The sequence below is a fragment of the Corallococcus sp. CA047B genome (assembly GCF_003612065.1).
Lineage (GTDB): Bacteria > Myxococcota > Myxococcia > Myxococcales > Myxococcaceae > Corallococcus > Corallococcus praedator.
Genome location: NZ_RAWD01000262.1, coordinates 1 through 14,257, shown reverse-complemented (window position 1 = coordinate 14,257; position 14,257 = coordinate 1). Strand labels below are relative to the sequence as shown.

At 70.8% G+C, this 14,257-nt stretch carries 12 protein-coding genes; 8 read left to right on the top strand and 4 right to left on the bottom strand.

The annotated features are described in order from the left end of the window. From D7X74_RS31000 to D7X74_RS30990, 3 genes are all read left to right on the top strand, one after another. On the top strand, positions 1–1,159 hold a 1,159-nt coding region (locus D7X74_RS31000; RefSeq protein WP_147446743.1), incomplete at its 5' end, for a response regulator. 243 nt (positions 1,160–1,402) lie between these two features. Continuing rightward, positions 1,403–1,942 carry a pilus assembly protein PilB gene (locus tag D7X74_RS30995; protein WP_158622321.1) on the top strand — a complete coding sequence of 180 codons (540 nt, stop codon included), beginning with the start codon at positions 1,403–1,405 and terminating at the stop codon, positions 1,940–1,942. A gap of 138 nt (positions 1,943–2,080) precedes the next feature. Next, positions 2,081–3,112, top strand: a complete 1,032-nt coding sequence (locus D7X74_RS30990) for a class I SAM-dependent methyltransferase (protein ID WP_120536623.1) — start codon at positions 2,081–2,083, stop codon at positions 3,110–3,112. Between the two features lie 25 nt (positions 3,113–3,137). Here the strand turns inward: D7X74_RS30990 and D7X74_RS30985 are convergent, their stop codons facing one another. Beyond that, positions 3,138–8,096 carry an ATP-binding protein gene (locus tag D7X74_RS30985; RefSeq protein WP_120536622.1) on the bottom strand — a complete coding sequence of 1,653 codons (4,959 nt, stop codon included), beginning with the start codon at positions 8,094–8,096 and terminating at the stop codon, positions 3,138–3,140. A 474-nt stretch (positions 8,097–8,570) separates the two neighbouring features. Here D7X74_RS30985 and D7X74_RS30980 point away from each other — a divergent pair, with 474 nt between their 5' ends. The 4 genes from D7X74_RS30980 to D7X74_RS30965 all read left to right on the top strand — a co-directional run bounded on the left by D7X74_RS30980 (position 8,571) and on the right by D7X74_RS30965 (position 11,714). Next, positions 8,571–9,551: a fumarylacetoacetate hydrolase family protein gene (locus D7X74_RS30980; protein WP_120536621.1), complete on the top strand. Its 981-nt coding sequence runs from the start codon at positions 8,571–8,573 to the stop codon at positions 9,549–9,551. After that, positions 9,548–10,207 carry a maleylacetoacetate isomerase gene (gene maiA, locus D7X74_RS30975; protein WP_120536620.1) on the top strand — a complete coding sequence of 220 codons (660 nt, stop codon included), beginning with the start codon at positions 9,548–9,550 and terminating at the stop codon, positions 10,205–10,207. The genes D7X74_RS30980 and maiA overlap by 4 nt, the downstream gene beginning before the upstream one ends. 35 nt (positions 10,208–10,242) lie before the next feature. After that, positions 10,243–11,406 carry a 4-hydroxyphenylpyruvate dioxygenase gene (gene hppD, locus D7X74_RS30970; RefSeq protein ID WP_120536619.1) on the top strand — a complete coding sequence of 388 codons (1,164 nt, stop codon included), beginning with the start codon at positions 10,243–10,245 and terminating at the stop codon, positions 11,404–11,406. 68 nt (positions 11,407–11,474) lie between these two features. Continuing rightward, positions 11,475–11,714 carry a hypothetical protein gene (locus tag D7X74_RS30965; protein ID WP_120536618.1) on the top strand — a complete coding sequence of 80 codons (240 nt, stop codon included), beginning with the start codon at positions 11,475–11,477 and terminating at the stop codon, positions 11,712–11,714. 4 nt (positions 11,715–11,718) lie between these two features. On the opposite strand, the gene D7X74_RS30960 is transcribed toward D7X74_RS30965, so the two are convergent. From D7X74_RS30960 to D7X74_RS30950, 3 genes are all read right to left on the bottom strand, one after another. Then, positions 11,719–12,156: a hypothetical protein gene (locus D7X74_RS30960; protein ID WP_120536617.1), complete on the bottom strand. Its 438-nt coding sequence runs from the start codon at positions 12,154–12,156 to the stop codon at positions 11,719–11,721. Between the two features lie 116 nt (positions 12,157–12,272). After that, positions 12,273–12,722, bottom strand: a complete 450-nt coding sequence (locus D7X74_RS30955; protein WP_147444473.1) for a hypothetical protein — start codon at positions 12,720–12,722, stop codon at positions 12,273–12,275. A gap of 61 nt (positions 12,723–12,783) precedes the next feature. After that, complete coding sequence (locus tag D7X74_RS30950; RefSeq protein WP_120536615.1) at positions 12,784–13,866, bottom strand: folate-binding protein YgfZ; 1,083 nt, start codon at positions 13,864–13,866, stop codon at positions 12,784–12,786. 38 nt (positions 13,867–13,904) lie between these two features. On the opposite strand from D7X74_RS30950, the gene D7X74_RS30945 reads away from it, so the two are divergent. Then, the gene (locus D7X74_RS30945) at positions 13,905–14,231 is read left to right on the top strand and encodes a cupin domain-containing protein (protein WP_120536614.1); all 327 of its coding nucleotides are present in this window, start codon (positions 13,905–13,907) and stop codon (positions 14,229–14,231) included. The last annotated feature ends 26 nt before the right edge of the window (positions 14,232–14,257 follow it).

The following is a 14,257-nucleotide window of genomic DNA, read 5'->3' as shown; positions in this document are numbered from 1 at the left end:
CCCGCCGCCCCCTGTCCTGGCCGCGTCGGCGCCCGAGGCAGGGCCTCCCCCGGCGAGGGACGGGCGCGTCCTCGTCGTGGACGACAACGCGGACCTGCGCGCCTACCTGAAGAGCGTCCTGGAGCCCCACTTCGAGGTGGAGATGGCCGAGGACGGGCAGGCGGCGCTGGAGTCCCTGCGCCGCCGCGCGCCGGACGTGGTGGTGAGCGACGTGATGATGCCCAGGCTCGGCGGCTTCGGGCTCCTGCGGGCCATCCGGAGCGACCCCACGCTGCGCGCCACGCCGCTCATCCTGCTGTCCGCGCGCGCGGGCGAGGAGGCCTCGGTGGAGGGGCTGGAGGCGGGCGCGGATGACTACCTCGTCAAGCCCTTCAGCGGCCGCGAGCTGCTCGCGCGCGTCCAGACCCAGCTCACCATGTACCGGCTGCGAGGCGAGGCCGCGCTCCAACTGGGGCGTGAGCTGACGCTGAAGGAGGCCGTGCAGGCGCGGGATGACTTCCTCTCCGTCGCGAGCCACGAGCTGAAGACGCCGCTCACGGGCCTGAAGCTGCACCTGGAGATGCTCGAACGGATGCTGCCGGCCCCCGTGCGCGCCCAGGTCTCCGAGCGCCTGTCGAACACCCGCAAGCAGGCCCAGCGCATCGGCGCGCTGGTGGAGTCGCTGCTGGACGTGTCCCAGGTGGCGTCCGGACGGCTTCAGCTTCACCGCGAGCCCACGGAGGTGATGGCGCTGGTGGCGGACTGCCTCGCGCAGAGCCGCGAGGAGCTGGAGCGCGCGGGCTGCGCGCTCACGTTCGAGGCCCGGGGCCCGCTGCACGCGCAGGTGGATCCAGTGCGGCTGGAGCAACTGGTGCGCAACCTGCTGTCCAACGCGGCCCGCTACGGCGCGTCGCGGCCGGTGGAGCTACAACTGGGCGACGTCGGCACGCACCTGCGGCTCGCGGTGGTGGACCACGGCATGGGCGTGAGGCCGGAGGACCGCGAGCGCATTTTCGGGCGCTTCGAGCGGGCCGTCTCCGCCCGCCGCTTCGGGGGACTCGGGCTGGGGCTGTGGGTGGCCCGGCAGGTCGTGGAGGCCCACGGCGGCGGCATCGCCGTCACGGACACGCCCGGCGGCGGGGCCACCTTCACGGTCCTGCTGCCACGGCGCGCGGACTGAGCCGTCCGATATCGCGCGATGGCCGCTCCCGCGTGTGAAGCGGGACGGCGGTCGCGGAGGATGCAGGGAATCACACGCTTGCCGCCATGGCTGTCATTACGACCGGGCGCACACGGAAAAGCTTTCACCCGGTGAGGGAACTCCAGGTGCAAGCGTGCGGAAGGATTGCACCCTGGCTGTGGCATGGAGGGCGCAAGCACCTGCCTTCGCGCGGCGCGGATGTCGCGCGGGGGGAGTCCTCGCATGCGGAAGCTGCGGCTGGGCGAATGGCTGGTGCGTTGGGGACAGGTGACCAGCGAACAGGTTGACGCCGCCCTGGAGTACCAGAAGGGCTGGGGCTGCCCGTTGGGAGAAGCGCTGGTGGCGTTGGATCTGCTGGACGCGGACACGGTGCAGCGGGGCCTGTCGCGGCTGTTGGGGGTGCCCTTCGTGCGCGGTGAAGAGGTGCGCAAGGTTTCCCCGACGGTGGTGCGCATGGTTCCGCCCGCGGTGCTGCGCCGGCTGGCGGTGTTCCCGCTGCGCCTGTCCTTCCGTGGGGCCCGGGGTGAATTGCATGTGGCCACGCACCGGCCGCAGGACCTGGCGCTGATGGACGCGGTGGCGTTCGCCACGGGCCTCAAGGTGCACCCGGTGCTCGCGGTGCGGCAGGACATCGAGGACGCGCTCGACCGGCACGGGGTGACGGGCGGGGGCGGCATCGTCACCGGTGCCGAGCGGGCCATGAACCTGCCCTGGCAGGAGGACACGGACACCTTCCAGATCCTCCGGGGCATCGAGAGCTAGCCCTCCTGTCCGCGCGCCAGCGGAGCGGACGCGACAGGAGGACGCAGGGCTTGTCCGGCTGGCAGCAGCTGGACCCGACGACCGTGGTGCGCGTGGGAAGTAGATGCCCTTCGCTCCCAGGTTGTCAGGATGATGCCTATGCGCCAGAACCTCTTGTCGGTCCACGGCGCGGCTCTGCCGGTCGCGCCTGAACCCAACCATCTCGTCCTGGTGAACCCCCCTTCTTTGGAGGAGGTCACTTCGGAACAGGCATTCATCGAAGCGCGGGAGTGGCTGGACGCGCTGCACGCCCGGATGATGCAGGGGCCGGACGAAACCCTGCACCACGGCATGGCGTCCCTGCACGGGGGCCTCATCGAACGGCGGCGGCAGTGGAGTCCGGAGGTGTGGAAGCGCTTCTGCCAGGAGCTGGCGCGCAAGCACCCGATGCGCCCCTTCCTGCACCAGTGCCCCTTCACCCGGCACGCCTTCGAGCGTCCGCGCGGCTACGCGGGGGACGCGGCCCTCATCGACTACCTGTACATGGACCACGCGGCGGACGAGCTGCACGCGGGCCGTGAAATCTACCGGTACATGCACGGGCAGCCCTCCGCGGTCAGCGTGCGCGAGCGCCGGGCCCTGCTCGCACGGATGATGGACGAGACGGCGGAACTGCGGCCCGACGGGCGCATCCTGTCGGTGGCGTGCGGCCACCTGCGGGAGGCCGAGCAGTCGCGCGCGGTGGCGGAGCGCAGGCTCCAGGAGCTCATCGCGTTCGACCAGGACCCGGTGAGCCTGGCGGAGATCTCCCGCCTGCACCCGGACGGCATCGTGCGGCCGGTGTGCGGCTCCGTGCGCGCGCTGCTCGCCGGCAAGGTGACGTTCTCGGAGCTGGACTTCGTGTACTCGGCTGGCCTGTACGACTACCTGTCGGACTCCGTGGCCAGCCGCCTCACGTCGGTGTTCTTCCACATGCTGCGTCCGGGAGGCCGGCTGCTGGTGGCCAACTTCGCGGTGCATCCGCCGGAGACGGGCTACATGGAGGCCTTCATGGACTGGTGGCTCACCTACCGGGACGAGGACGGCATGCGCGGCCTGCTGGCGGAGACGCCGCTGGAGCAGGTGGCCAACGTGCGGCTGTTCCGCGACTCGCAGGACAACGTCATCTACCTGGAAGTGACGCGCCGGTAGTGTCCCTCCGCCCGCGCGCGCCCCTTCAGTGCATGGGCGCGCCGGAGCGGGGCAGGGTGACGGTGAAGGTGGAGCCCTTCTCCGGGGTGCTCGCGACGTCGATGCCGCCGCCCAGCGCCTGGACGATTTCGCGGACGATCCACAGCCCCAGCCCGAAGCCGCCGTAGTGGCGCACGGACACCGCGCGCTCGAAGCGCTCGAAGATGCGCGCCCGGTCCTCCTCCGCGATGCCGATGCCGTGGTCGCGCACCTGCAGGCGCACGCGGGTCGCGTCCCCATCCAGCGATATCTCCACGGGCTTGCCCGCGCCGTACTTCATCGCGTTGGTCAGGAGATTTCCCACCACCTGCTCCAGCCGCAGCGCGTCCCAGTGGCCCACGAGGCGGGGCTCGGTGGCGTGGAGTCTCACCTCGCACTCGGCGCGTGCCAGGGACTCGCGGCTGCGCTCCAGTTGTCCGCGCACCAGCGCCACCAGGTCCACGTCCTCGCGCTTGATGTGCAGCTGGCCCTGCGCGATGCGGGAGATGTCCAGCAGGTCGTTGACCAGCTTCCCCAACCGCTGCGTCTGGGAGTACGCGGACTCCAGCTTCGTGGACAGCTTCTCCGGGGCCATGGGCGCGCCCTTCGCCTTCGCCTGGAGCCCCTGGATGTGCAGCTGCAACGACGTGAGCGGCGTCTTCAGTTCGTGCGCGGCGATGGACAGGAAGTCGTCGCGGCGGCGCACCGCCTCCTGCTCTTCCCGGTAGAGCCGGCCCTGCTCCTCGGAGAGCGCGGCGATGCGCTCGAAGTTCTCCGCGTTCTCCAGCGCGGCGCCCGCGAGCACCGTCACGAAGGACGCCAGCCGCTCCTCGTCCTCGCCAAAGAGCGCGCCCACCTTGCGGTGGCTGGCCACGACGCACGCCACCGTCTTGCCGCGCACCTGCAATGGCGCGCACAAGAGGGAGCGCACGCCGAGCAGCTCCATGCTCTCGCTGATGCCGCCGGGCAGGCCCTGGCCCAGCACGGTGATGCGCCCCGTCTCCAGCGCGCGCGCCAGCGCGGTGCGGCTCAGGCCCTGCGTCTTCGCGTCCTCCTCCGACACCAGCGCGCGCGGGTCCACCACCGCGCAGCGCTCCGCGCGCAGCAGCTCCAGCATGGACACGCGCGCGGTCTCGAAGACGGCCTCGCGCGACAGGGCGGACGCGAGCCTTCGCCCCGACTCCAGCACGCGCGGGAAGCGGTCCACCAGCGACAGCGTGCCCACGCCGGACGTGCTGTCCGGCTCCGGGTGCATGCCGTCGTCCATGGCCTCCAGCTCGCGCGTGGCCACCTCCGTGTCGCGCGCTGACCCGGGCCAGCCCTGGGCCTCGCCCATCTCGCCCCGGGCCTTGAGCGTCAACGCGCGCTCCTGGCGCATCTCCAGCGCGTCGGCCACGCGCAGCGCTTCGCTCAGGAACTTCCGGGCCTGCTTGGGACGGCCCCGCAGCGCGGACAGCAGCCCGCGCTCGCGCAGCGCGTGGGGCAGGTTGTTGCGGTAGGTGCGCGCCACGGCGTGGGCCCGCTTCGCCACGGCCTCGGCTTCCGCGAGCAGGGCGTCCCGCCGCTTCGGGTTCAGGGGGCTGGCCTCCTGCGCGAGCTGCCGGCGCGCGGTGGCGAGCCAGGGGGTGATGGGCGCCACGTATTCCTGGCGCAGGTGCGCCTCCTCCACCACGCGCTCGGCGCGCTCCAGCACCTCCGCGGCGCGCGCCGGCTCCCCTTCGCGCAAGAGGCGCAGGGCCTCCGCCTGGAGCACGCCCGCGAAGGACTGCGGGTCGGTGGCGGTGGGCGCCGCCAGCTCCGTCTCCAGGAGCGCGGCGGGGATGCGGCCCCCGGTGGACTTGGCCCAGGCCTCCAGGCCCAGGCGCAGCGAGTACCGGTCCCCCAGCGTGAGCGCCGCCGCGTGCAGCTTCTGGCTCACCCCCGCGGCCTCCTTCAGGCGGCCCAGGCGGTAGAGCGACATGGCGATTTGAAAGGTGGCGTTGTTCACCTCCCACGGGTCGCCGGTGCGCTCCAGCAGGCGCACGGCCTCGCGGCACCGCTCGATGCACTCGCGGAAGCGCGACGAGGCATAGAGGGCCAGGCCATAGAAGTGCAGCGACTGGCCCTGGCCCCACACGTCGCCCAGTTGCTGGCGCAGGGCCAGGGACTTCTCCGCGTACGCATACGCGCGCTGGAACCAGGGCAGGGTGGTGAGCGCGGGCGAGTGCGCGGAGTACGCCTGCGCCAGCTCCGGCGTGGGCGGGTAGCGCTCCGCCAGGTTCATGTCGCGCAGGTGGGCCCACAGCACGGCGGCCCGGCCGCGCTGGTACCAGTAGCCGTACGCCAGCCGGCTGTAGAGGTTGACCGCGAGCAGGTCCTCCTCGCCGTCCTTCAGCGCCTTGCGACCCAGCCACAGGCGCGGCGCCAGGGTGTGCGCGGCCTGGGTGATGATCTCCCACGCGGCGCTCGCGCCGGTGGTGAGCGCGTCGGGCGGCACCCAGCGGCCCAGCAGCTTCAGGCCCTGTTCCAGATAGGCATTGGCCTGCACCGTCTGGCCGCGCTTGAAGGCGAGCTCTCCCAGGTGGCCCAGCGTGCGGCCCTGCTCCAGCCGGTCGCGCGCCAGCCGCTGCGCGGCTTCCAACTGGAGCTGGGCCTCGTCGTAGCGGCCGCGCATCATCAGCGCGGTGCCCAGGCCGGACGCGATGAGGTAGCGGGTGTGGGCATCCGCGCCCGCCGCGCCCCGCTCCGCGATGCGGTAGTTGAGCTCCGCGGTGTCCAGGGCGAAGCGCTGGCGTGCCTGCTCCGCGGCCACCAGCGCGTGGGGCAGGGCCTGGGACGGCTCTCCCGCCGCGTCGAAGTGGTAGGCCAGCTCGAAGGGGTCGGTGGGCACCGACTGCGCGGCGGCGCGCGCGGCCAGCCGGTGCAACTCCCGCCGCTCCTCCGGGGACAGCAGGTCCAACAGCACCTCGCGCAGCTTGTCGTGCACGAAGGTGGAGCGCGTGCCCTCCATCCACAGCATGTGCCGGCGGCGCGGCGGCTCCAGCGCGGTGTTGACGGCCTCCACGGGCGTGCCGGACAGGGCCGCCACCGAGCGCGCGTCGAACGCCTTGCCCAGCACGGCGCCCACGCTCAAGACGTGCAGGGACTCCGGGGGCAACAGCCGCAGGCGCCGCACGAGGAAGGTGGCCGCCTGCCGCGAGGAGCGCGCGTGCGCCATCGCCTCCGGCTGCACTTCCCAGCCGTCCGGGCCGGGCATGAGCACGCCGTCCTCCACCAGGCCGTGCAACACCGCGGACGCCATGAAGGGGTTGCCCTCCGACAGCCGCGTCACCAGCTCCACCGCCTCCGGGGGCAGCACGCCGGCCATGGACTCCGCGAGCAGCGCCACCTCCGCCGCGCCGAACGCGGACAGCTTGAGGTGCGCCCCCGGCGACAGCCGCCGCAGCGCGTGCCCGGGCAGGATGTCCTCGCTGCGGAAGGACACCAGCAGGAGCAGGCGCCCATCCGCCGCGCGCCGCCCCTGGCTCCAGGCCTCCAGCGCGCGCAGCGTGAGCGTGTCCGCCCACTGGCAGTCCTCCAGCACCACCACCGCGGGCGCGTCGGGGGTGCCCAGCGCGTTGAGCAGCGCGGTGAGGCACCAGACGCTGCGGCTCTCACTCAGCGACTCCGGCCCCAGGCCCTGCGTCTGGGGCTGCGGCATGCCGGGCGTCAGCACCTCCGTGAGGCGGGGCAGCACCGTGCACAGGCCCGCCTCCTGCCCGGAGAGCCGCTCGCGCAGCAGCACCCCCAGCGAGGGCTGCTCCCGGACCGCCCGCGCGATGCCCTCCGCCACGCCCGTGAAGAGCTGGAAGGGGCGCTGCGCGGCCTGGTCCTGCGCCTGTCCATGCAGCACCCACGCGCGCTGGCCGGTGGCGCGCGCGGAGAACTCCTCCAACAGCCGGCTCTTGCCGCCGCCGGACTCGCCCTCCACCACGACGGCGCGGGCGCCCTCGGTGCGCGCGAGCGACAGCTCTCGCTCCAGCGTGGCCAGCTCCTCGCGCCGGCCCACGAAGGACGGCTCGGTGAGGCTCTGGCGGTGGTCGTGCGCGCCGGTGACGAGCGCGGGCTCCGCTTCGCCCCGGGACAGCGCGGCCTCCAGCGCGTTCAGGTCCGCGAGCGCGGCCTCCGCGGACTGGTAGCGGTCGCGCGGGTCGGTCTGGCTGAGCCGGGCGATGAGCTCCTCCATCGCGAGCGGCACCTCCACGCCCACCATCCGCAGCCGGGGGTGCGCGGTGAGGTGCAGCCGCAGCACCTCGCCCACCGAATTGCCCTCCAGGGCGGGACGGCCCGCCAGCGCCTCGAAGAGCACCAGGCCCACCGCGTACAGGTCCGACGACGCCTCCACCGGCCGGTTGAGCAGCCCCGCCTGCTCCGGCGACAGGTAGCGCGCGGTGCCCACCGGCAAATCGCGCAGCGAAGGGTCCAGCCGCTCGCTGCGCGACAGGCCGAAGTCGGTGAGCCACGCGGCCGACAGCGGCTCGCCGCGCACCAGCATGTTGGACGGCTTCACGTCGCGGTGCAGGACGCCCTCGTGGTGCGCCTCCACCAGCGCCTCCAGCAGGCGCTGGCCCAGGATGATGGCCTCGGGCACGGACAGGGGGCCGCGCAGCAGGCGCGCCTCCAGCGTCTCCCCTTCAATCCACGGCGTGACCAGGTAGAGCAGCTCGTCGAAGGTGCCCAGGTGGCGCACGGGCACGAGCGCCTGGCCGTTCAGCCGCGACAGGACCTCCGCCTCATGCTCCAGGCGGTGGCGGGCGGTGGGCACGAAGGCGGACAGGGAGGTGACCTTCACCAGCACCCACTCGCGGGTGAGCAGGTCCAGCCCCTGCCAGGTGGAGATGCCCCGGCCCGCCTTCAGGCGCTGGCGCAATTCGTAGCGATTGCCCAGCCGCTGGCCCGGGTGTGCCTCCCCAGGGGTGTCGCCGGCCTGTTGGAAGCCTCCCGCCATTCATTGCCCTCGCGCGCCCCAACCTCGTCGCCCCGGTGTCGTGGACGGCCGGACGTCCCTCTTTCCACAACCTGGGTTGCCGCCCGGATCCCTGCCAGGGGGGAGCGCCACACGGGCTGCGTGCGGCGCTTGGGTCTTGAACAGTCGACACGTCCGCGCTTCCCTGCTTCATCCCCGGCGGCCCCCTGTCCGGCCGTGGAGCGGCCAGCCGGCCAGCGCCTCGCTTCGGGCCCTGACGTCAAGCGCGGAAGCCGCCCCTCGTGGGTTTCCACGAGGGCAGGCGTGAGGAAGTGCCCACTTTGGCCGCCCTGTCAGCAGCGAGCGTGCTACCGGCCAGCAGTGTTGCTGGAGGGGAAACGGAATGCCGCGCCGCGTTCAACGGGCGTGCTTGACTCCCCTGGAGCCCCGACGGAAAAGCCGGACAGTTCGGGCGGTCCGCCTTCCTCCCCCCCAGGCCGCCCAGGGAGCCCGGAATTGAAGCTCGCGACGCTCAAGGACGGAACCCGCGATGGTCGGCTCATCGTCGTCAAGCGGGACAACTCCGCCTACGCCCTGGCCACCAACGTGGCCCTGACGCTGCAAGCGGCATTGGATGACTGGGACGCGCGCGAGCCGCAGCTGCGCGCCCTGGCGCAGCAACTGGAATCCGACGCGGTGCAGAGCCGCCCCCTGGACGTGAAGGCGCTGCACGCGCCGCTGCCGCGCGCCTACGAATGGGTGGACGGCAGCGCGTACATCAACCACGTCCTCCTGGTGCGCAAGGCGCGCAACGCGGAGCCCCCCGCCACGCTGCGCACGGATCCGCTGGTGTACCAGGGCGGCTCCGGCGACTTCCTGGCGCCCACGCAGGACATCCCCCTGCGGGATGAGGCCTGGGGCCTGGATTTCGAGAGCGAGGTCTGCGTCGTGCTGGGCGACACGCCCATGGGCACGAAGGCGGAAGACGCGGGCAAGCACATCAAGCTGGTGATGATCGCCAACGACGTGTCGCTGCGAAACCTCATCCCGGAGGAGCTGGCCAAGGGCTTCGGCTTCTTCCAGAGCAAGCCGGCCACCGCGTTCGGCCCCTTCGCGCTGACGCCGGACGAGCTGGGGCCGGCGTGGCGGGAGGGCCGGGTGCACCTGCGCATGCGCAGCACGCTCAACGGCGAGCTGGTGGGGGACACCGACGCGGGCCCGGAGATGCACTTCTCCTTCCTGGACCTCATCCAGCACCTGACGCGCACGCGCGCGTTCACGGCGGGCACGGTGCTGGGCAGCGGCACGGTGTCCAACGAGGACCGCGCGCGGGGCATCTCCTGCCTCGCCGAGCGCCGGATGATTGAGACCATCGACGAGGGCAAGCCGAAGACGTCCTTCATGAAGCCCGGGGACACCATCGACATCGAGATGCTGGACGCCGAGGGCCACAGCCCCTTCGGCCGCATCTCCCAGACGGTGGTGAAGGTCCCATGAAGCACGTGCGCCTCCATGGCTACTGGCGCTCGTCCGCGTCATGGCGCGTGCGCATCGCGCTGAACTTGAAGGGCATCCCCTTCGAGTACCTGGCCGTGCACCTGGTGAAGGACGGGGGCGAGCAGCACCAGCCCGCCTACCGCGCCGTCAACCCGATGGGGCGCGTGCCCACGCTGGAGTGGACGGACGACGAGGGCCAGGAGCGCCGGCTGTCGGAGTCCATGGCCATCCTGGAGTACCTGGAGGAGCGCGGGGGCTCGCCCGCCCTCCTGCCCACGGATGCGTACCTCCGGGCGCGCACGCGGATGCTGGCGGAGATGGTGAACTCCGGCATCCAGCCGTTGCAGAACACGTCGGTGGCGCTGCGCGTCAAGGACGTGTTGAAGGGTGACGAGAAGGCCTGGGGCGCGCACTGGAACGTGCACGGGCTGACGTCCCTGGAGGCAGCGGTGCAGGCGACGGCGGGGCGTTATTGTGTGGGGGATGCCGTGTCGTTCGCGGACATCCTGCTGGTGCCCCAGCTCTACGGAGCCCGTCGGTTCGGGTTGGACCTGAAGCCCTTTCCCACGCTGCTGCGCATTGAAGCGGCGTGCAACGAACTTCCCGCCTTCCAGGCGGCGCAGCCGGACCGGCAGCCCGACGCGCAGCCGGCGTAGTCCCTACATCTTTCTCATCACGAGGAGTCAGCGACATGGCCAAGCAGGAATCGCTGGGCATCAAGGCCCTGGAGAGCATCCACTGGTACGTGCATGACCTGGAGCGGAGCCGCCAGTTCTACACGAAGGGGTTGGACTTCGCGGAGGTGGCGGTGTCCGGGCCGGAGCTGGACGCGCACGGCAAGCAGAAGTCGGCGCTGTTCCAGGCGGGTGAAATCGCGCTGGTGGTGAGCCAGCCGGTGGGTGAGGGTGGCCGGGCGTGGCGCTACCTGCGCAAGCACCCGGACGGCGTGGGGACGTTGAATTTCGAAGTGGAGGACGTGGAGAAGACGTTCAAGCTGCTGGAGTCGCGCGGCGCCACGTTCATCACGGAGATCCAGCGCTTCACGGACGCCGCGGGCGGCAAGCTGGCGTTCTTCTCCATCACCACGCCGTTCGGTGACACGACGTTCCGCTTCCTGCAGCGTGACAACTACAAGTCCATCTACCCGGGCTTCCAGGTGCATGCGCAGCCCAAGGGCGGCCAGAACAAGTATGGCTTTGGCCGGGTGGACCACGTCACGTCGAACTTCCAGACGATGAAGCCCATGCTCCTGTGGATGGAGCACGTGATGGGCTTCGAGCCCTTCTGGCACATCGAGTTCCACACCGAGGACGTGGCGTCGCAGCAGAAGCGGGACCACGGCAGCGGTCTGAAGTCGGATGTCATCTGGGATCCGAAGAGCGGCGTGAAGTTCGCGAACAACGAGCCCAAGTTCCCGTTCTTCAAGTCCAGCCAGATCAACGTCTTCAACGAGGACCACCGCGGTGACGGCGTGCAGCACCTGGCCATCACGGTGAAGGACATCCTGTCGTCGGTGAAGGACATGCGGCACAACGCGGGCATCCAGTTCATGCCCACGCCGGGCTCGTATTACGACGCGCTGCCGGAGCGCATCGAGCACCTGGGCATCAAGAAGATCGACGAGGACATCAACGTCCTGCGCGACCTGGAGATCCTCATCGATGGGGACAAGGAGCGCAGCTACATGCTCCAGATCTTCATGAAGGACGCGGCGAGCCTCTACAAGCAGCAGGACGCGGGCCCGTTCTTCTACGAAATCATCCAGCGCAAGGGTGACCAGGGCTTCGGCGGCGGCAACTTCCGCGCCCTGTTCGAGAGCATCGAGCGTCAGCAGAAGGCCGAAGGGCGCATCTAGGCTCAAGGGCCGACAGGCGTGGCCAGGGACTTGGGTTCCTGGCCACCCCGGGCGGCCACCCCCGTGAGATGAACCTCATCGAACCCATCATCCTCACGGGCGCGGTGCTGGGGAGCGTGGCGGGTGCGGTGTTGGGCTTCACGTCGGGAATCGGGTGGGGCGTGGGAGGCCTGCTGTTGGGCTCCGTGGTGGGCGCGCTGGCCTTCCCCCTCCTGCTCCTCGTCCTGGGAATGCTGTTCATCCTGGTGACGCAGGGGCCCCGCCAGGTGCTGAGCCTGTTTCGCGGAACCCCCGGCCCGAAACGCTAGGGCACTACCCGTCGCAGGTCACGTCGTACGCCGCGGTGCCGGTGCTGCCCGGGCTCAAGGGTGCGCAGGAGTCCATGCACTGGTAGTTCCAGCAGCCACACAGCTCGAAGTCCTCCGGCGTCTTCGCGAGCAACTTGCAGCGGTGATAGGCCCTTGCACAGAGTTCCGGGCACGGAGGAATGGCCGAGGCCTCCATCGCCTGCGCCGCGGGGGCTGCGCACGCGAGCTTGCACTCCGCGCGCTGGGAATCGCAGAGGGCCTGCGCCTCCCGCGTCCCGGCCTCGTTGATGCAGAGCTCATGGAGGAGGTCGCACCGGAACTCGCACGGCGGCGGACGCAGGGCCTGGCCCGTCACGTCGGAGTCCTGGGCCTCCGGCTCCACACCACCACAGGCCGCCAACAGCCCCACCGACAGCAGCCCCAGGAGAAGGGTCATCCGCATTTGAAGTGTCCTTGGAATGATTTGCAGGTTTGTAAAGCGTTCCAAGGATAGCATTGCCCATGCCCCCAAGGACAGACGGGGGAAGGGTGAAAGTGCGAGGCGTTGAGCGTCTGGCTTTACTGCCGGGTCAGCACGGCGGTGCACTCGGGCTGCGGCGTCTGGGGATTCGTATCCACGATGTCCCGGCAGAGGAGCTTCCGCCCCGACGACTCACGGTCCGTGAAGTTGCAGCTCCGGCTGAGGTAGGGACGCGCCTCTCCCCCGTCCGAGTCGAAGCGGCTGTAGTTCAGGCCCCAGAGCTCGCGGCCCAGGTAGCTCTCCCCGGAGGAGAGGCGGCTGCTGGGCATGCGGGGATTGACGTCGGTGGGAAGGCCCAGGCCCTCGTCCATCTCCGCGTAGGCCTCGCACGAGTCCTCTTCGGAGAACACCCGCAGGGTGCCCGCAGCGGAAGGTCCGCACGTGTTCTCCGTGACCGTATAGGTGACGGAGTCGTAGTCGTGGTTGCAGACGTCGGGGTCCGAGCACGCGACGGACAGGCACCCGAGCGCCAGGACAAGACCCTTCACTCCATGCCGCATGATGGCCTCCCCCGGTGCCACGCCATGGGCGGCGCGGCCGGGGGCCATCCTATCCGGCGGTGAAGGGCAGGGCAGCCACGGTGGCGGTGCCAGGGCCTTCCGCGAGCGTCAGCTCCGTGCCCGGCTCCAGCGAATCGCGGTGCACGTAGCCCAGCGCCACACGCTGTCCCTTCACCGGCGAGCGGACCACGCTGGTCACCCAGCCCACCTTCTTCTCACCCCGGCGCAGCTCCGTGCCGGGCGCCACGTCCGCGTCCCCGTGGCCCAGGAGCAGCCCCGCGAGCTGCCGGTTCATGCGCCCGCGGAAGGTGGCCCGCGCGATGACCTCCTGCCCGATGTAGCAGCCCTTGTTGTAGGAGATGGCGTGCGTGAGGTTCGCCTCCAGCGGGATGGTGGTGTCCACCATGTCCTGCCCGTAGCGCGGCACCCCCGCCTCCACCCGCAGCAGCTCCAGCGCGTCGAAACCCAGCGGCTTCAGCCCGTGCGCCGCACCCGCCTGTGCGAGCGCTGTCCACACCGCCTCCAGCCCCGCGCGCGGCACCAGCACGTCCACGCCGGACACCCCGCCCGGCAGCGCCGTCCCCAGGAGCCACACGTCCTGCCCGGCCACCACCGCCTGCCGGCTGGCCTGGGCCGGCAGCGCTTCGAAGGGGCCGGCGAGGACGGCGGCCAGCACCTGGGCCGTCCGGGGGCCGAGCAGCCGCAGCCAGCCGGACTCCGGGGTGCCGTCGTGCAGCTCCGCGTCCTCGGAGATGAGGTACTTGTCCAGGAACTCCCGCACCTTGGTGCCCAGGCCGGGCTCCACGTCCAGGATGAGGTCGCCCTCCCGCTTGAGGATGCGCGCGTCGCCCACCATGGCGCCCTTCACCGTGATGAAGGCGGCATAGGCGGCCGAGCCCACCGGGAGGTTCTTCACCTCCTGGGTGACCATGCCGTGGAGGAAGGAGGCGCGATCCTCCCCCGTTATCCGGAGGATTTCGCGGTAGGACGCATCGTGGAGTGCCACGGCGTCCCGCGCCGCGCCATACTCCGCGCCTACGTCTCCATACCCGGCCACCACTTCACGGCCGCCCACTGAAATGAAGCGGGCACCCACTTGCTCGTGAACAAAATGCAGCGACAGCGGTTCCATGCCCGTCGCTATATAGAGGCGAAGGAGCGATTGCCACGATGGATGTGAAGCAGCTTGCGGCCTTCCAGGGCTTCTCCCTGGAGAAGCTCCAGAAGCACACCGTCTTCCAGTCCGGTCGCTTCTTCCTCGACGTCTATTGTCTGGCCCCGGGCCAGTCGCAGAAGCCCCACCGGCACGCCACGTCCGACAAGGTGTATCTCGTGCTGGATGGCAGCTGCCGCTTCCGCATCGGCGATGAGGAAGCGACGCATGGCCCCGGTTCCACCCTTTTCGCCCCCGCGGGCTCCGAACACGGCGTCGTCAACGACGGCCCGGACAATGCCCGCCTCCTCGTCCTGATGACCCCGCCTCCGGAGCACGCATGAGCAAGAAGGCCCCGACCCCGGCCGCC

Coding starts and splice junctions, on each gene's coding strand:
- D7X74_RS30990 (WP_120536623.1), top strand. CDS start 2,081: ATGCGCCAGAACCTCTTGTCGGTCCACGGCGCGGCTCTGCCGGTCGCG.
- hppD (WP_120536619.1), top strand. CDS start 10,243: ATGGCCAAGCAGGAATCGCTGGGCATCAAGGCCCTGGAGAGCATCCAC.
- D7X74_RS30945 (WP_120536614.1), top strand. CDS start 13,905: ATGGATGTGAAGCAGCTTGCGGCCTTCCAGGGCTTCTCCCTGGAGAAG.
- D7X74_RS30960 (WP_120536617.1), bottom strand. CDS start 12,156: ATGCGGATGACCCTTCTCCTGGGGCTGCTGTCGGTGGGGCTGTTGGCG.
- D7X74_RS30995 (WP_158622321.1), top strand. CDS start 1,403: ATGCGGAAGCTGCGGCTGGGCGAATGGCTGGTGCGTTGGGGACAGGTG.
- D7X74_RS30950 (WP_120536615.1), bottom strand. CDS start 13,866: ATGGAACCGCTGTCGCTGCATTTTGTTCACGAGCAAGTGGGTGCCCGC.
- D7X74_RS30985 (WP_120536622.1), bottom strand. CDS start 8,096: ATGGCGGGAGGCTTCCAACAGGCCGGCGACACCCCTGGGGAGGCACAC.
- maiA (WP_120536620.1), top strand. CDS start 9,548: ATGAAGCACGTGCGCCTCCATGGCTACTGGCGCTCGTCCGCGTCATGG.
- D7X74_RS30965 (WP_120536618.1), top strand. CDS start 11,475: ATGAACCTCATCGAACCCATCATCCTCACGGGCGCGGTGCTGGGGAGC.